Origin of the sequence: Proteus alimentorum (assembly GCF_002607735.1) — a bacterium.
Lineage (GTDB): Bacteria > Pseudomonadota > Gammaproteobacteria > Enterobacterales > Enterobacteriaceae > Proteus > Proteus alimentorum.
This window is the reverse complement of sequence record NZ_NBVR01000001.1, coordinates 1-17,367: the sequence shown is the minus strand read 5'-3', so window position 1 is coordinate 17,367 and position 17,367 is coordinate 1. Positions and strand designations below refer to the sequence as shown.

Genomic DNA, 17,367 nt, shown 5'->3' with positions numbered 1-17,367 from the left:
CAACCAGAGCATGAACAAACTTTTAAATGTGGCTTTTGCAATCGGATTAACGTTAACAGGCACTTCTGTTGTGATGGCTGAGAAACCAGCCACTCCAGCAATGGTAACTATTGATCAGTTACCCGAATTAAAGCAAGAGCCACAGCATTCTACCGTGAGCGAGCGAGTAACCTCTCGTTTTGAACGCTCTCATTATCGTCAGTTCTCGCTAGATGCGAGCTTTTCTGAAAAGATTTTTAATCGCTATCTTAATTTATTAGATTATAACCACAATGTGTTGCTAGCATCAGATATTGCCCAATTTGATAAAGAAAAAACCAAAGTAGGTGAATATCTGAAAAAAGGTGAGCTTCAACCCCTTTATGATCTTTTTAATTTAGCGCAAAAAAGACGTTTTGAACGTTTTCAATACGCTTTAAATCGCCTAGATAAACCCATAGATTTAACTGGCCAAGATAAGTTTGAGTTAGATAGAACAAAAGCGCCATGGCCGCAAACTCAAGCTGAGCTAGATAAGCTTTGGGATGAAAAAGTAAAATATGATTGGTTAACGCTGAAACTATCTGAAAAAACAGATAGCGAAATTAAAGAGACACTCACTAAGCGTTATAAAGCTGCGTTACGTCGTCAAACGCAAAGCCAAAGCGAAGATGTTTTCCAAATCATTATGTCGGCATTTGCCCGCGAAATCGATCCTCATACAAGTTATCTATCACCAAGAAATACTGAAGCCTTTGATTCTGAAATGAGTCTATCCTTAGAAGGTATTGGCGCTGTATTACAGATGGATGATGATTATCCTATGATCAACTCTATGGTAACCGGTGGTCCGGCTGCAAAAAGCAAAGAGTTGAAAGTTGGCGATAAAATTATTGCAGTAGGACAACAAAATAAACCAATGGTTGATGTTGTCGGCTGGCGACTTGATGATATTGTTGCTTTGATTAAAGGACCGAAAGGTAGCCAAGTAAAATTAGAAGTTATTTCTGATGAGAAAGGCGCTAAACCAAGAACAATCACTTTAGTCAGAGAGCAAATCCGTTTAGAAGACAGAGCCGTTAAGCTCACTGAAAAAGTAATTAACGGCGATAAAGTCGCAATTTTGGATATTCCAAGCTTCTATGTTGGTTTAACCAATGACGTAAAAACACAGTTACAAAAAGTGGCGAAAGATAATGTTTCATCTTTAGTCATTGATTTGCGCGGTAACGGTGGTGGTGCATTAACAGAGGCGATTTCACTTTCAGGATTATTTATTCCAAGTGGTCCCGTTGTGCAAGTCAGAGATAACAATGGTCGTGTGCGACAAGATTTTGATAAAGATGATGTCGTGTATTATAAAGGACCACTGGTTGTTATCGTCAATCGCTTTAGTGCTTCTGCCTCTGAAATTTTTGCTGCTGCAATGCAAGACTACGGACGAGCATTAATTGTTGGTGAGCAAACATTCGGTAAAGGAACGGTTCAGCAATATCGCCCATTAACCCGTGTTTATGATCAAATGCTAAGCCCTGATTGGCCTGGTTTAGGTTCAGTGCAATACACTATTCAAAAATTCTATCGAATTAATGGCGGTAGTACTCAACTTAAAGGGGTAACACCTGATTTGTTGTTACCAAGATTTAATAGTACTGAAATGGGCGAAAGTTTTGAAGATAACGCATTGCCTTGGGATAGTATCTCTCCAGCAAGCTATCAGCTATCTGAGTATTCAGACAAGCTGAAAGTGGCGTTAGCACCATTAACTGAACAGCATGCCAAGCGTATTGCAAATGACAGAGAGTTTTCATACATCTTTGCTGATATTCAGCGTTATAACGATGCTAAAGCAAAAGGTGAAGATAAATTTGTTATCTTAAACTTCGCTGAAAGAGAGAAAGAAAACAAAGAGCTAGAAGCCATTAAATTAAACCGCATTAATGAGCGTTTTAAGTTAGAGGGTAAGCCTGCGTTGAAATCACTCGATGATTTGCCTAAGGATTATGAAGGTCCAGATCCTTATTTAGATGAAACTGCTAAAATTGCAGTTGATCTCTCAAAAGTGCTTAAACCTAAGAAACTATTAAATTAAGTTATCAGTTATAACAACGGATACTTAAAGTAGCCCCAATAGTTGGATAAACCAATTATTGGGGTTTTTTTATATTTATATTAATCGAGATATAAAATTATCATTGCCAATCAATGTTTATCAAACTTCCCATCAAAAATATTTAAAGAAAAATAATAATATCTTTTTGGATAGGATACTTCACATTTTTAGTTATTCACTATGTTAAGTTACCAGTAATATAAATAATTATTAATAAATGGATATTTAAATTTAACTTTATGTCACTTAATTTTTTATTCGAAATATATCTTGAATAAATTTTTTAAGCTATAAGAGCAAATACTAGGTTGGTTTTTAGATAAAAAGGGAGTTTCTTGCTTAGTAAGTGGAATAAGAAGATAAAGAGATTATTTATTGTGATTAAGATCTCATTTAATGGCATGTCTATTGCAATAAATGTAACATGTTGTGACAATGGTCTCTCAAACTGACATAAAATTACTATAGTATACAGATTATGAAATATTTGCGTCATTTTTGGATGTCGACGTGTTAGCTAAAATCTTACCTAAATGATGAGTTATCTTTATTCTATGAGTTCAAAATGTATTTTTGGAGCCACATATCATAACTAAAATATTATATTTTTAGAGTAAGATTCTCTACGTGAGGGATAATGACTAAAGGCAAATAAGCTATATTTGCCTATAGGGTTTTATTACGAAAAAAATAAGTAAATATAAATATGGTGAGATATCCATATTGGATTTTTTATGCCAAAAAATGACTCTATTGCTTGAAATTGGTGCAACTATAAATTTAATCAAAGGTTATTTTTTAGCTAAATAAAAAATGGTGTTTTATTAAACTTGCTGAATATAAATCAGCATAACTTAATTCAAATATTTATTAACCAGGTTGCATTAAAATGAAAGTAAAAAAAATAGTATTACTTATGCTGTCTCCTTGTTTCTTAGCAGTAAGCGCTGCTAATGCTGCAAATTGGGAAGACTCAATTAAAGAAAACGCATTTATTTCAGATTCAGAACTTGAACTTTCTACAATAAATATGTGGAAATACTTAAAAACTGAAAACCGTTTTGATAAAGAAGAGCAACGTTACAGAAAGCAAGTTGCCAATGCTTGGGGTCAAAACTTCCAAGCTGATTTCAAATCAGGTTATTTAGGTGGCATTCTAGGGTTTGATGTCTCTTATTATGGTGGTATCAAATTAGGTGCAAGTAAAGACTTCGCCTCTCGTGCAATTTTATATAATGATGATGGCGAAGCAAAAGGCTATAACAAAATTGGTCAACGTTTTGCAAAAGTCAAATTCGATTTAGATCCTGTGCTCATTAACGGTAAAGCGGGTTGGTTTACTCTGAAAAATACGGGTATTTTCTCTAATTCGCAACGCTTATCATTAAACAGCTACAATGGTTATGCAACTAACACTGCAATGGGCGACTGGAGCTTAGATTTACTGTTCCTTGACGGTAAAGTGATGCGTCGTGATAGCCCAAATATCGACAGAATGTATTTCAGCGATGGTAATGGTGTTAGACATAATATCGACCATGTGCTGACTGGTGGCATTAACTACAACTCCAAACCGTTAAAAGTATTTTATTTCTATGGTCAAGCGGATGATGTATTCCGTCAACATGGTTTAGAAGCAAAATATAAATTAACCTCAGATGTTACTGTGGGCGGTGTTGTTTATTATCATGATTATGGTAGTGATGGTAAACGCACATTAAGCGATGCCAATAAGGGTAAACGTAACTTTGATAATGATGCATGGCACTTTGCAGGTATTATGGAATGGCGCATTCCAGAGTCACCATGGACATTGCGCACAGGTGTGACGTATACCGATGCTGAAAAAGCTAATGGTGTTGGTCAATTTGCTCGTAACCCAATTGGTAATACCCGTGGACGCTTTAACTCACCAGCTTACGCAGATATCGACTATGTACGTGATGGTGAGGTTATGGGGGCATTGGAAGCTGAATACAGAGTTAGCAAAGAACTGTCTGTTGGCGCGCGTACCAACTATAGTGAATTCAGCTATTCTGGAGAAAGATTAAAACAAGGTCAATTTGGCTTATTTAGCTATTGGAAACCTACAAAAAATCTTTCTGTTTCTTTAAGCGGTGGTATCGGCTGGCACCATCAGCAAGAAAACGACTATACCACACCAAAACTTTATGATGGTCACTCACAACGAGCTCATTCATTATCAGGCTCTATGACAACCACATATCGCTTCAAAATGTAATTTATAGCGTTCATTGAGCTTATTCTTGCTCGTACCAAATGCACGACTTGCACATATTGTGAGTCGTGCATAAAAATACAGAGGTAATGGCTCTATTGATTATCGTAAATGATGGTGTCTGTATGCTAATTTACGTTGCTTTTATGATAGACCCATTGTCACTATATTAAACGATACAAGTCTTTCCTAAATAAATCACCTCCGTTCGACAAAACAGAAAACGCATATCACTTATTATTAATCTCACTTTATACTTAAGTTTTAAATAATGCCTAATATTAGGTGTTCACTGGCTATTTTTTTTATCAAAATGTAAAGTTATATCGTTTTGAGTATTAAATAAGTTAAAAGGCTTGATAAAATCTAAAAAAGCCTTATTTATAAGACAGTTTTAGCAATGTGATAATTAGATAAAATAGGAACAGTATCAATATGATGAGAATTGCTTTATTCCTGTTAACAAACTTAGCCGTTATGTTTGTTTTTGGGATCATCTTATCTTTAACAGGTATACAAGGTCGTAGTGTTCAAGGCTTGATGATCATGGCGGGCTTATTTGGCTTTGGTGGTGCATTTGTTTCACTATTAATGTCAAAATGGATGGCACTACGTTCAGTGGGTGGTCAAGTTATCGAAAACCCAACTTCAGAAGTAGAGCGTTGGTTATTAGATACGGTAAGACGCCAATCTGAACAAGTCGGTATTAAAATGCCACAAGTGGCAATCTATGATGCGCCTGATATTAATGCGTTTGCGACAGGTGCTCGTCGTGATGCTTCGCTGGTGGCTGTGAGTACGGGTTTGTTAGCCAGTATGAGTCGTGATGAAGCAGAAGCGGTTATTGCCCACGAAATTAGCCACGTTGCTAATGGTGATATGATAACCATGACCTTACTGCAAGGTGTTGTGAATACCTTCGTTATCTTTATTTCCCGTATTATCGCTCAATTTGTTGCTAACTTTATCTCTAATGATGAAGAGAGTGAAAATAGCAATGGAAACCCATGGGTTTATATGGGCGTTTCAATGGTTCTGGAAATTGTATTCGGTATTCTTGCTAGCATTATTACAATGTGGTTCTCACGTTATCGTGAATTCCATGCGGATGCAGGTTCTGCAAAGCTTGTTGGTCGTGAGAAAATGATAGCTGCATTACAACGTTTGAAAACGAGTTATGAGCCACAAGAAGAAAGTAGCATGATGGCTTTCTGTATTAATGGCCGTAATAAGTCATTCAGCGAGTTATTTTTATCTCACCCACCGTTAGATAAGCGTATTGAAGCACTGCGCAACGGTGAGTATTTGAAATAAGATTAAGCGTTTAATCGCAAACACTTAAATAAAAAGCGCGCAATATGAAAGTATTGAAGTGACCCCCGATAGTTGGACAGCCGATGATCGGGGGTCACTTCATATTGCACACTTTCTATTATGGAGAATAGGGTGTTTAATCTAAATACTCGCCAAAGTATGTTGCCACTTTTTCCTCATCAATTTTAAGACTGCCTTTCCAACCTGCCCATGGCATTTCCATATCAGAGCGACCTTTTGTGTTATTAAGTTGATTTTCTGCAATGGCAATATCGCCGAAATTAGACCAATGATCCAAAGATAGTGGAATATAGACATTAGGAATAACGCCAACTAAGGCCAGTGAGTGCAAAACACCTCGTTTGGTATATTTATCACCAGAAATTAATTTAGCCTCATTTAACCGCTTTTCAAATTTACCTGGAGTTTCATCTTCAGGTGCATGGCGTAATAAATGAAGTAATTGCTTAAAGATCTCTTTATCTGCAGGGGTTGGGCCGATAGGTGCGACGGTCAATAGATGTTTTAAATTCAAGTAAGCATAAGAAGGATTGCTGGTATAAGAATTACCGTAATAAAGGCAATATTGAAAATAGCTGTCATTAATATGTTTTTGCTGATCTCCATCACTGCAAACCCAACAGCAGGCATATTGAGGCTTTTCTTTATAATCATGTAATGGCAAATTTTGTAATTTATGAAAAGCACCTAAAACAGAGCGACCTCTAAGATAACTGCCTCCGACACCGGCAACAAAAGCATCTAAGCAACGCTTTTGGGTAAGTAATGGATTATTCTTTAAGCTATTTAATTTCGAAATAACATCAAAGTGATTAGCAAATCTTTCTATGATATTAGGTTGCCAATTGGCTTCAGATAACAAGGTTCGTTCTTTGTCTGAAAGAATGTCAAGGTGATACAGTGAAACTTGGCGTTCTGGATCATATTGGCTGTTTTCATATTTATAGAGTTTACGTAAAACTCGCATAATTTTTTGCACGATTTTACCTTGTTATGTTTATAGGGTTTTAATTGATATTGGTGAATAACATAGAGAGAAAATAGGTAACTTAATATAGATGCAAAAAAAAGCCAGCTTAAATGAACTGGCTTTATCAATAATCAATAGAGGTAGTTAAAGTTTACTTTACGGTAAGTTCCGTCTCTTCATCTTGGTTGAATACAGCTTTGTCCGTTTGTCCCATAATTTGACTGGTGATTGTACCCGCTGTCATTGAGCCACTTACGTTTAATGCGGTACGCCCCATATCAATTAACGGCTCTACTGAGATTAACAGAGCAACTAATGTCACTGGTAAGCCCATTGCTGGTAAAACAATAAGGGCTGCAAATGTTGCACCACCACCTACGCCAGCAACACCAGCAGAGCTAACAGTCACGATAGCCACTAAAGTTGCAATCCACATTGGATCTAATGGGTTAATTCCTACTGTAGGCGCAACCATAACAGCTAACATCGCGGGGTAAATACCCGCACAACCATTTTGACCAATGGTTGTACCAAAAGATGATGAGAAGCTTGCGATAGATTCTGGCACACCCACACGCTTAATTTGCGTTTCAATATTTAATGGAATACTTGCAGCACTTGAACGGCTTGTAAACGCAAATGCTAATAAAGGTCCCGCTTTTTTGAAGAATTTAATTGGATTTAAGCCTGTAAAGCTGACCAGCAATCCATGAACAACAAACATTAAGCCAATCGCAACATAAGAGGCAACAACAAAGCTTCCTAATTGAATGATGTCATGCATATTTGAGCTTGCAACAACCTTAGTCATCAGAGCCATTACACCATAAGGTGTCAACATCATAACAATGCGAACCAGTTTCATGATCCATGATTGTAAGCAATCAATCGCGACTAAAACTTTCTCACCACGAGGCTGGTCTTCTTTGAGTAATTTCAGTGCAGCCATGCCTAAGAACGTAGCAAAAATAACAACACTAATAATCGATGTTGAGCTTGCACCAGTTAAATCAGCAAATGGGTTTTTAGGAATAAATGACAAAATAAGCTGTGGCATTGTTAAGTCAGAAACTTTGCCCATGTAATTTTGTTCAAGTGCAATTAATCGCTGTGCTTCTTGTTCACCTTGCACTAAGCCTTCTGCTGTTAAGCCAAATAGGTTGGCAATAACAATACCAATTAAGGCAGAAATAGCGGTGGTGAATAATAGTGTACCAATAGTGAGGCCACTAATTTTTCCTAGTGATGATGCTTGATGTAAACGAGCTACGGCACTAAGAATAGAGGCGAATACTAATGGCATAATAATCATTTGTAACAGTTGCACATAGCCATTACCCACGATATTAAACCAAAGAATAGATTCTTTAATAATAGGATCGTGTGAGTCATAGAATGCGTGTAGTGCTAGTCCAAAAGCAACACCAAAAACTAAACCAACAAGAACTTTCTTTGAAAGGCTCCACTGACGTTGACTTAATTTAGCCAAGATGAGTAATAGCACAACAAAGACGAGTACGTTAATGATTAACGGAAAATTCATCTTAACTCTCCAACGAGATCTTTATTTATATAATTTCGACGATTGTATGCGATATGAGTTCTTAGGTAATAAGAAAGGATATAACAGCACCAATTCGTTATATGGTAACAGGATTGTTAATAACTTTTTATAATTAATTATTATTTTATATAATCGTTTGGTTATAAAGACAAGGAAATTAGGCATAAAAAGATGTAAGAATTTATAAATAAATAGAGAAACGTAGGGTTTTGTCAGAGGGTGTTAAAAATTAGTACGCTTATCGTGGTACATCTGTAACCAGTTGTTGACTTGAGAAGGCAGGGTAACAGTAAGGTGAGGCGGTAAAAAAAGTGCACCAACAAGGATCAATACAGAGATAAATCGTTCGCCTTTTTTATTATTCTTTTTGCCTAAAATAGGTAATGCAAAACGCATTTTTAAAGGCCACAAAAAAGGAACGCCAGCAGGAGTTAACATATCTGCAATGAGATGGCTAAGATAGCCCAATAAAAGGGCATGAAAGATATCGGCAGAAATATCCCAATGTGGCGAAACTTGATTTTCCCACAAAATAGCTAAACCACAAAACGCAAGTAAACTATGTGTAAAACCTCGATGGCCACAGAGCTTTGATAGAGGCAGAGAGATAATTCGGAATAATCGCCCGAGAATAGAACCTGGGTGATCTAAGTCAGGTAGAAGTGAGCCTAATAAGACAGCAGGGATCATGTGAAACCAATCACCATGAGCAAGAGCTGGCGTTATTTCAAGTTTCTGTGCTAACACAAGTGTTGCCACAGAAAAAAGTAGATGTCCTTCTGCTGTCATTCCATATCTGTTTATTTGCTGTTCATTTATACAGTAATGAAGTATAAAAGGTTTTGACGATAACTAACAGAAAAAAGAGATAAAAATTGTCTTAAATATTAAGGAATAACAGGAATATTTTATTTGATTGGTTTAAAAATGATCGAATTTAGGATAAAGAACTAAAAAGCAAGATAACAACGAGTAGCAGTAAGCGAGATATACAAGAGGGAGACTTAAAAGTAAAAAAGGGACATGTGAGGTAATGAGCATTGAAAATAGAACAAAAAGGATATCTTACAAAGCCGGATATCCTTTTTATTTATAGAAATTAGCCTAATAAATGTAGTTGCGTTAGCTCATTAAGTGACGCAATTTTCACATCCGCTAAGCCCCATTGTTTATCATTAAATTGTTCTGTTGCCGGTACGACAATAGAGCGCATTCTTGCGCCTTTACAAGCAATCATACCATTGCGAGAATCTTCTAATGAAACACAGTGGATAGGATCAAGGTTAAGTGCTTTAGCTGCGTTTAGATAAACCTCAGGGTGTGGCTTGCTGTGTGGTAGTTCATCGGCAGACACAACGGCTGAGAAATAATGACGAATATTAAACAACTCAAGTACACGCTCAAGCATAAAATCAGGAGATGCAGATGCTAGTGCAATTTTTAACCCTGATGATTTGCAAAGCGCTAAGGCATGTTCAACACCCGGTAAGAGGGGTTTTGTTTCTTCAACCAATTTGACAACACGAGAAACCATTTTTTGTTTTGCTTCTTGTTTTGAAACGCCTTGCCAAGGTGATGCTCTATACCATAAATCAATGACTTCGTTTATTCTTAACCCAACCGTATCGGGCATTGCCGATGCAAGGGATAAATCGACGCCTAATTCAGCAAAGACCTCATGTTCTGCTTGCTGCCAAAATGGTTCTGAGTCGATTAATAAACCATCCATATCAAATATTGCAGCTTCAATAGGAAATTTAAAAGACATGTTACTCTCCATAAATAAGGTCTATGTTGTCGAGTGGCGATTGTAGCAAGAGTTACAAGGAAAATCTTTTTAATCAGTTTCTTATTTATTTTGTAAAATAAATAGAGAGAATGGCTACTATTAATTTATTGTCGTATTAGCCGTTAATTAGACTACGATAAACAGATAAATATTGACGAATTCTACTAGTGAGGATGTGATGAGTTATCAATATGCAGGATTGTATGCCATTTTAAAGCGTGTACTTGGTTGGCTTATATTTATTCCTGCCTTTATTTCGACAGTTGTATCATTGATAGGATTGGCTGCAATTCAACGCCCAAGCGGCGATGGTGTAAATGCCGTAATTAATGACTTTTTTCGTGTATTAGCGGAAATGGTGCAATTTAACACACCTTTTTTAGATTTTTTCTGGCGAAATTCACCTATCCCCAATACACAAATGGGATTTAGCCAAGAAAATATTACTTTTTTTGTTATCTTTCTTTTTATGTTTATTGGTTTAGCATTCAGCGCATCAGGATTACGAATTTATCGCCAAGTGAAATATTTGAAAGAAAATATACAAGATCAGCTGATCATCGAACGCGCAATGAAAAGTGGTGTGACAGCTGAGGAGTTGCAAAAAAATATCAAATTACCGCGACATACTATATTTACTCAAGTTATGGTGCTTTATCTATCACCTATGATTGTTGTTGCAATAGGCTATTTTTTGATGAAATTTTTAGGATGGTAACATTACTTTAAAGTGAACGAGGACGGTTCATTTATATTACTGAAGGGAAAAATAAACCTCGCACAACTGAATCTGGCGAGGTTATATTTTTAGTTTATGTATCTTATCTCCGTGCTACTTCGCTCTTTTTCTATTTAAGGTGTTGCTAATAGATCATCAATTATTTTTCTGACTTCTAAATAATTTTCTTCTCCCCCAAATAAATTACAACGGTTGAGGAAGAAATAGAGTTGATAAATAGGCTGACGTGATAAAAACTTATCTGATAGTGGCCAAACACTTTGATAACCATCGAAAATATTTGCTGGCACGGCAGTGCAAAGCGGTAACATTGCGATATCACACTCTCGATCACCCCAATAACAAGCGGGATCGAACACTGTACCTTCTGATTGACCAATTGCAGCACAGTTTTTAGGCCATAAGTTGCCATGTAGCAGAGAGGGTTGTGGATTATGATCAGCAAGGCGATGATTGATGATTTGAGTGATCTCGTCGATATCCCCAAAAATCATGCCTTTCTCAGAAGCCAGTTGTAGCTGAAAACCGATACGTTTTTCAGAATAAAAGTGATTCCAGCGTTTTTCCCAGCTATTGAGTTGAGGTGTTGTATCGATTTGGGTATCGAAATCAAAGCCATAGCTAGGTTGATCTTCCCACTGATGTAGTCTTGCTAGTTGTTGTCCAAAACAGTAGGCGCTATGAGGTGTAAATGGTTGAACAGGCAAAAATTCAAGGAGTAGAAAGCTAGCATCTTTACTATTGCCGATACCAAGAACCCGAGGAGTTCGAATTGTTTGGCTTTTTGCCAACATTTCGAGTTGTTCTGCCTCATTTTTAAAATTAGGCAGAAATTCACGCAAATTAGATTTCACAAAAACAGGCGTATCACCATAATAAATTTTCCATGTATGATGAATATCACCACTAGAAAGGTGAATTTTTTCGTTTATCTTTGCTGAAAATCCTAAGTTTGATTCCAGTAAACGACCTATATTCTGCCACATACTTACACCTCGCAAAGTTGTTTACTTAGTAGACCCAAATAAAATAATAACGAGCGATGTTTATACTATGACAATAACACTTTAATTAAATCAATAAAGTATAAAGCTAAAAAACGGGATGATTATCCCGTTTTTGCTAAGATAAAGAATGTTATCAGGCGCTAGCGGGTTTTGTTTGTCGCTTTATTTTTGCTAATTTAATCTGATTACAGAATAGTGCAATAATAAAGAACACAGCTTGCGTTAGCACAATACATGGGCCTGTTGCTCCATCAATATGGAAACTAATAAATGTTCCTATGACACTAGATGCGACAGAAAATACAATTGCTAACATAATCATGCGTGAAAAACTGCGTGTTAATAAATACGCGGTGATCCCCGGTGAAATAAGCATGGCGACAACTAAAATAATCCCAACAGCCTGCATTGAAGCAACAATGGTTAATGCCAAAATAGACAGCAATCCATAGTGTAATAATGTGACAGGCAAACCAACAATTCTTGCTTGGTTAGGATCGAAGCAATAAAGCATAAAATCTTTTTGTTTAACAAGCATAATAGTGATGGTGATTAAACAGATAATACTAATTTGAGTTAATACATCAGGTGTGATACCTAAAATATTACCAAATAAAATATGCATTAAATGTTGGTCTGTATCGACACTGGCAAAAATGACCAAACCCACCGCAAACATACCTGAAAATACGATTCCCATCACAGTATCTTCTTTAATGCGACTGTGATCTTTTAAATAACCTGTGGCAAAAGAGCAAAATAGTCCAGAAAGAAAGGCACCTACTGTTAACGGGATTGCAGTGACATAAGCAAGAACAACACCGGGTAAAACGGCGTGAGAGATTGCATCTCCCATCAAAGACCAGCCTTTTAATACCATATAACAAGATAAAATAGCGCAAGCGATACCTATGATAATGGCTGCAACAATAGCGCGTTGCATAAACGGATATTGAAAAGGTTCAATGAAAAACTCTATCAACTCATTCATAGTTTCACCTCTTCTGGTTTTGTTGATCCTTTATGCTGATGAGATTGCGTGATCAACTGTTGTGAACTCTGACGAGCACGACGGCGAGCGGCTAACATACCGTGTTTAGGGGCAAATAAGAAAGCCAATAAGAAGAGTGATGTTTGCATTGTGACAATCACGCCACCCGTTGCACCATTAAAGAAGTAGCTAAGATAAGCGCCCACTGCACTTGTGATTGTGCCGATACAGATAGCAATAATGGCAAGTCGTTTAAATTGATCTGTGAGTAAATAAGCAGTTGCGCCAGGGGTCACTACCATAGCAATGACAAGAATAGCGCCAACAGTTTGAAGAGCCGCAACAGTACATGCGCTCAAAAGAGTAAAAAAGATAATTTTTAATTTTAGCGGCGATAAGCCAATTGATTTTGCATGAACTTCATCAAAAAAAACCACCAGCAAGTCTTTCCAAATACAAAATAAAACTAAGAAAGAGACACCTGTAATAATCACAACTTGCCATACATCTTCATCAGCAATACCTAAAATATTTCCGAGAATGATGGTCTGAACGTTGACGGCTGTCGGTTTAAGCGAAACCAGCAACAGACCAAAGGCAAAAAAAGTGGAGAAAATAAAACCAATAACGGCATCTTCACGAAGGCGTGTGATATGACGAATAAATGTCATTGATAATGCAGCGAGTAAACCTGTAAAAAAAGCACCCACTGCATAAGGTAAACCTAATATATAAGCCCCAGCAACACCGGGAACAACGGAGTGGGAAAGGGCATCTCCCATTAACGACCAACCTTTCAAAATAAGATAGGATGAAAGAAAAGCGCAGACAGCACCGACTAAGGCACTCACCCAAATTGCTTTCACCATATAGTTATATTCAAAAGGTTGTAGGAGTAAATCTAGCATGGCTAATCTCCTTGTTTGCGTTGGCTTTGGTGCGCTGGAGTGTGTTCTTCATGATGACCATAGAAGACAGCAGCACGTTCATCATCGGTAATGACAGTGAGTGAACGTGGATCATCATCATCATGAAGATCAGAACCTGATAGGCTAATGTGGCGCAACACACCACCAAATGCGTGTTCTAAGTTTTTCTGTGTAAATGTTGTTTCAGTTGGACCACTGTCTAACACGGTTCTATTGATTAAAATAACGTGGTCACAAAATTCAGGCACACTTCCCAAGTTATGCGTTGAAACTAAAACTAAGTGGCCTTCTTCGCGCAAATTGCGTAAAAGTTCGATAATGGCATTTTCGGTTTTAACATCGACACCAGTAAAAGGTTCATCAAGTAATAAAACAGTACCTTCTTGAGCCATTGCTCGTGCTAAGAAAACACGTTTTTTCTGACCACCAGAAAGCTCACCAATTTGACGATGCCCTAAGCCTGATAAGCCAACGCGTTCTAATGATGCTTCAACAACTTCATGGTCGCGTTTTGACGGAATACGAAAAAAACCCATTTTTCCATAACGTCCCATCATCACAACATCAGAAACGAGAACGGGAAAGTTCCTGTCAACCTCTTCTGTTTGTGGAACATAGGCGATCATATTTTGTTTTAACGCCTGCTGGATCGGGCAATCGTTTAATGTCACTTTACCTTTAGAGGGCTTGACCAGCCCCATAATGGTTTTAAATAGCGTGGATTTACCACTGCCATTGATGCCCACTAGGGCACAAATAGTGCCGCCAGTGATAGAGAAACTAGCATCGAAAATAGCCGTATGACCGTTGTTGTAAGTCACTGTTGCATTATCAACAGTCAACGTAGGATTAGCTTTTATATTGCTCATTGTCCAAATCCTTTCGCAATTGTATCTACTGTAATAGTAATTAAATCAATATAAGTAGGAACTTCGCCACCTTCAGCGGAAAGTGAGTCAACATAAAGAACGCCACCGTATTTTGCACCTGTCTCTTTACTGACTTGTTTTGCAGGTTTATCTGAAATGGTACTTTCACTAAAGACAACAGGGATTTTGTGTTCTCTAACGGTATCAATCACATATTTAACTTGTTGTGGCGTGCCTTGTTCTTCTGCATTGATAGGCCATAAATAAACTTCTTTAAAGCCATAGTCATTAGTTAAATAGCTGAATGCACCTTCACTGGTCACTAACCAACGCTCTTCTTGTGGGATACGAGATAATCTTTCTCTTAATGGTGCGTCAAGCTGTTTAATTTTTTCTGCGTAGCGTGCCGCATTTTGATTATAAATAGCGGCATTATCCGGATCATGCTCAACAAGCGCCTTGCGAATATTTTCAATATAAATTAATGCATTATTCGGTGACATCCACGCATGTGGGTTAGGGTTGTTTTTGTAAGCACCTTCACGGATTGCCATTGGTGTGATGCCTTCTGTGACAACAACAGCGGGTACGTTACGTAACTCATTAAAAAAGCGTTCGAACCAACGTTCAAGATTTAAGCCATTCCATAAGATAAGATCAGCCTTTTGAGCTTTTACAATATCTTTAGGCGTCGGTTGGTAATCGTGAATTTCAGCGCCGGGTTTTGTGATTGACTCAACAATTGCGGCATCTCCTGCCACATTTTGAGCGATATCTTGAATAATAGTAAATGTGGTGACAACTTTTAGTTTATCTTTTGCTTGTGTAGGTGCTGTTAAAAATACGGATGCCATAAGGCATAAAGCCGTAAGTGAAAGTTTGTTTACAGAGCGAAATATATCCATATTATTATTGCCTTATAGTTGCAGAGTTATTTTCTTAATTGATAATGATTATCAATATCATTTCAAGGAAGTCAAGTTATCTCTGTGTAAAAAGCTTCATTTGATAATGACTAGAAATAAGATAACAACATGTATTCCAATAAATGTTAAGTAGATTGTCGAGTTTTGTCACAAAAATTAACAATAGTTCGTAACTATTTGTGTAAAAGGTAATTTAAATATTCATCACTGAATATCAATAAGTTACTTTTACACACTCACAAAAGCTCACAAGTCAGTTTGTGAATGCGTCTTATCAGAATGACCACATTGATTGGGCCAAGCGCAATACGGGGATACGTTTTCGGGGAAAACAGATTTTTGTGAGTGAGCGAATACGTGATGCTCATCGGCAACATCATGTAGAGCAACGTATCCCCTTTTATATCCTCAATGGTTCACATTATTTTTAGTCAAAATGTGAATGATATAAAATATTTAAGTAGTACTAAGTTTTTATTCTGTGTAATTATAAATGAGTGTGTATTGATATATTATTTATTTAATATGTAATAAATAGTTAGTCTATTTTATTTCATCGTAAAGTCGTCTCGGCTGATAATACTGTTTTTGCCCATGAAATTGCCTCAGCTTTGGCTATGTTGTGGGTTGGTAATAAACTTTCGAGTTTAACTTCTAATATTGAGGGGATAGCAAATATATGCTCTACAGTGAATTTAATATCACCATTTTCTAATCGAGAAAAATGTTGTTGACTTATTCCAAGTAAGTATCCCATTTGTATGCCTGTTAATTTTAGTTAATTACAGTGTGGTTTGAGATTAATACAAAAATATCTGATATAAAGTATATTGCTTAGTGCTGATATTGATAATTTAATCAAATGGTTGTGTTGTTATATCCTTTCTTAAGTTAAATAATTAGTGTTTTTGTGTAAATCAAATAATTTTAATAAAATTTAAAAACAACTAATGTCATTGTTAAAAGATTATAAAATTTAATTAATGTAAGAATATTTACTTTGTGAATTTTATCATATAGCATTTCTTTTNATTGTTAAAAGATTATAAAATTTAATTAATGTAAGAATATTTACTTTGTGAATTTTATCATATAGCATTTCTTTTTTTAATGTTATAACTCATTGGGTTTATTTCTTTATTTATGAATTTTATATTGAATTGTAAATTCAGATTTTGTCTATTATTTATTCTGTTTCTGAGTTTTCATAGTATTGCGAATGACGATTATAATAAAAAAAGTAACAATTTGATAACTGAGGCTCAATTGGTTGAGGATCCTACTCTATTATTACGATTATTTATTCCTGCATTAATAAGAAATGATGTAGAAGGTGTTGAATTATTAATTTCTATTTATGAAAAACAAAAGAAAACAGAAAATGATGAATTGTTAATATGGGGTAATGCTATTATTGCTCGTAAGAATAAACAATTAGATAAATCAATATCATTATATAGAAGTTTAGTTTCTAGAAATCCTAAATTAGTATTTGCTCGATTACAGTTAGCAATTGCATTATTTGAAAATAAAGAGAATGAGGCGGCATTAGAACAATTTGATAAATTGAGAAGCGAAAACTTGAATGATAATATAATTGATATTATTAATAAATATTCAGAATTAATCAATCATCAGAATGATTGGTCATTTAATGGTGGCATTGTTTATCTAAATGAGTCAAATATTAATAACTCTCCTAAATTAGGTGTTAATACTGCAAATTGGAAGAGTACATCAAAGCCTGAAAGTGCAGAGGGTTTTTCTTATGTCGGTGTAGCTGAAAAGAAGTTATCGATATATAAAAATTATTTTTCTTTATTGAATTTTCGAGGGAAGGGGAAATATTATTGGGATAACTCTAAATATAATGAAATATCTTCTAGAGTGAAAGTGGGATTTGGATATAAAGATTTA

General features: G+C 36.1%; 15 protein-coding genes. 5 read left to right on the top strand and 10 right to left on the bottom strand.

Going from position 1 to position 17,367, the window contains the following annotated elements:
• The first annotated feature begins 10 nt into the window (after positions 1-10).
• From prc to htpX, 3 genes are all read left to right on the top strand, one after another.
• Entirely contained in the window at positions 11-2,071 is a 2,061-nt protein-coding gene (gene prc, locus B6258_RS00080; RefSeq protein ID WP_099073591.1) for a carboxy terminal-processing peptidase, read from the top strand.
• A gap of 910 nt (positions 2,072-2,981) precedes the next feature.
• Entirely contained in the window at positions 2,982-4,334 is a 1,353-nt protein-coding gene (locus B6258_RS00075) for an OprD family outer membrane porin (protein WP_099073590.1), read from the top strand.
• Positions 4,335-4,766: 432 nt separating this feature from the next.
• A complete protein-coding gene (htpX, locus tag B6258_RS00070; protein ID WP_099073589.1) occupies positions 4,767-5,645 on the top strand; it encodes a protease HtpX in 879 nt (292 codons plus the stop codon).
• A gap of 136 nt (positions 5,646-5,781) precedes the next feature.
• Here htpX and B6258_RS00065 read toward each other — a convergent pair whose 3' ends face one another.
• The 4 genes from B6258_RS00065 to hxpB all read right to left on the bottom strand — a co-directional run bounded on the left by B6258_RS00065 (position 5,782) and on the right by hxpB (position 9,968).
• Positions 5,782-6,645, bottom strand: coding sequence for a hypothetical protein (locus B6258_RS00065; protein ID WP_240531493.1), 864 nt, complete (start codon positions 6,643-6,645; stop codon positions 5,782-5,784).
• A gap of 142 nt (positions 6,646-6,787) precedes the next feature.
• Entirely contained in the window at positions 6,788-8,179 is a 1,392-nt protein-coding gene (locus B6258_RS00060) for an L-cystine transporter (protein ID WP_023582401.1), read from the bottom strand.
• 243 nt (positions 8,180-8,422) lie between these two features.
• A complete protein-coding gene (locus B6258_RS00055) occupies positions 8,423-8,989 on the bottom strand; it encodes a metal-dependent hydrolase (RefSeq protein ID WP_099073587.1) in 567 nt (188 codons plus the stop codon).
• A gap of 310 nt (positions 8,990-9,299) precedes the next feature.
• Positions 9,300-9,968 carry a hexitol phosphatase HxpB gene (gene hxpB, locus B6258_RS00050; RefSeq protein WP_099073586.1) on the bottom strand — a complete coding sequence of 223 codons (669 nt, stop codon included), beginning with the start codon at positions 9,966-9,968 and terminating at the stop codon, positions 9,300-9,302.
• Between the two features lie 199 nt (positions 9,969-10,167).
• On the opposite strand from hxpB, the gene B6258_RS00045 reads away from it, so the two are divergent.
• The gene (locus tag B6258_RS00045) at positions 10,168-10,707 is read left to right on the top strand and encodes a YniB family protein (RefSeq protein WP_099073585.1); all 540 of its coding nucleotides are present in this window, start codon (positions 10,168-10,170) and stop codon (positions 10,705-10,707) included.
• A gap of 134 nt (positions 10,708-10,841) precedes the next feature.
• On the opposite strand, the gene B6258_RS00040 is transcribed toward B6258_RS00045, so the two are convergent.
• The 6 genes from B6258_RS00040 to B6258_RS00010 form a co-directional block, all read right to left on the bottom strand.
• Entirely contained in the window at positions 10,842-11,714 is an 873-nt protein-coding gene (locus B6258_RS00040) for a fructosamine kinase family protein (RefSeq protein ID WP_088495798.1), read from the bottom strand.
• A 154-nt stretch (positions 11,715-11,868) separates the two neighbouring features.
• Positions 11,869-12,726 (bottom strand): metal ABC transporter permease, encoded by an 858-nt coding sequence (locus B6258_RS00035; protein ID WP_099073584.1) that lies wholly within the window; start codon positions 12,724-12,726, stop codon positions 11,869-11,871.
• Complete coding sequence (locus B6258_RS00030; RefSeq protein WP_099073583.1) at positions 12,723-13,634, bottom strand: metal ABC transporter permease; 912 nt, start codon at positions 13,632-13,634, stop codon at positions 12,723-12,725. The genes B6258_RS00035 and B6258_RS00030 overlap by 4 nt, the downstream gene beginning before the upstream one ends.
• A 2-nt stretch (positions 13,635-13,636) precedes the next feature.
• Positions 13,637-14,524: a manganese/iron ABC transporter ATP-binding protein gene (locus tag B6258_RS00025; RefSeq protein ID WP_099073582.1), complete on the bottom strand. Its 888-nt coding sequence runs from the start codon at positions 14,522-14,524 to the stop codon at positions 13,637-13,639.
• The gene (locus tag B6258_RS00020; protein WP_240531495.1) at positions 14,521-15,378 is read right to left on the bottom strand and encodes a metal ABC transporter substrate-binding protein; all 858 of its coding nucleotides are present in this window, start codon (positions 15,376-15,378) and stop codon (positions 14,521-14,523) included. Before B6258_RS00020 ends, B6258_RS00025 begins: the two co-directional genes overlap by 4 nt.
• A 625-nt stretch (positions 15,379-16,003) precedes the next feature.
• Positions 16,004-16,207: a helix-turn-helix domain-containing protein gene (locus tag B6258_RS00010; RefSeq protein ID WP_099073580.1), complete on the bottom strand. Its 204-nt coding sequence runs from the start codon at positions 16,205-16,207 to the stop codon at positions 16,004-16,006.
• A gap of 491 nt (positions 16,208-16,698) precedes the next feature.
• On the opposite strand from B6258_RS00010, the gene B6258_RS00005 reads away from it, so the two are divergent.
• Positions 16,699-17,367, top strand: a 669-nt coding sequence (locus tag B6258_RS00005; protein WP_164996107.1) for a surface lipoprotein assembly modifier, incomplete at its 3' end; no start/stop codon positions are given.

Bases quoted from the DNA above. Each gene is read 5' to 3' on its own strand.
- prc (WP_099073591.1), top strand. From the start codon at position 11: ATGAACAAACTTTTAAATGTGGCTTTTGCAATCGGATTAACGTTAACA.
- B6258_RS00075 (WP_099073590.1), top strand. From the start codon at position 2,982: ATGAAAGTAAAAAAAATAGTATTACTTATGCTGTCTCCTTGTTTCTTA.
- htpX (WP_099073589.1), top strand. From the start codon at position 4,767: ATGATGAGAATTGCTTTATTCCTGTTAACAAACTTAGCCGTTATGTTT.
- B6258_RS00060 (WP_023582401.1), bottom strand. From the start codon at position 8,179: ATGAATTTTCCGTTAATCATTAACGTACTCGTCTTTGTTGTGCTATTA.
- B6258_RS00055 (WP_099073587.1), bottom strand. From the start codon at position 8,989: ATGACAGCAGAAGGACATCTACTTTTTTCTGTGGCAACACTTGTGTTA.
- hxpB (WP_099073586.1), bottom strand. From the start codon at position 9,968: ATGTCTTTTAAATTTCCTATTGAAGCTGCAATATTTGATATGGATGGT.
- B6258_RS00045 (WP_099073585.1), top strand. From the start codon at position 10,168: ATGAGTTATCAATATGCAGGATTGTATGCCATTTTAAAGCGTGTACTT.
- B6258_RS00040 (WP_088495798.1), bottom strand. From the start codon at position 11,714: ATGTGGCAGAATATAGGTCGTTTACTGGAATCAAACTTAGGATTTTCA.
- B6258_RS00035 (WP_099073584.1), bottom strand. From the start codon at position 12,726: ATGAATGAGTTGATAGAGTTTTTCATTGAACCTTTTCAATATCCGTTT.
- B6258_RS00030 (WP_099073583.1), bottom strand. From the start codon at position 13,634: ATGCTAGATTTACTCCTACAACCTTTTGAATATAACTATATGGTGAAA.
- B6258_RS00025 (WP_099073582.1), bottom strand. From the start codon at position 14,524: ATGAGCAATATAAAAGCTAATCCTACGTTGACTGTTGATAATGCAACA.
- B6258_RS00020 (WP_240531495.1), bottom strand. From the start codon at position 15,378: ATGGCATCCGTATTTTTAACAGCACCTACACAAGCAAAAGATAAACTA.
- B6258_RS00010 (WP_099073580.1), bottom strand. From the start codon at position 16,207: ATGGGATACTTACTTGGAATAAGTCAACAACATTTTTCTCGATTAGAA.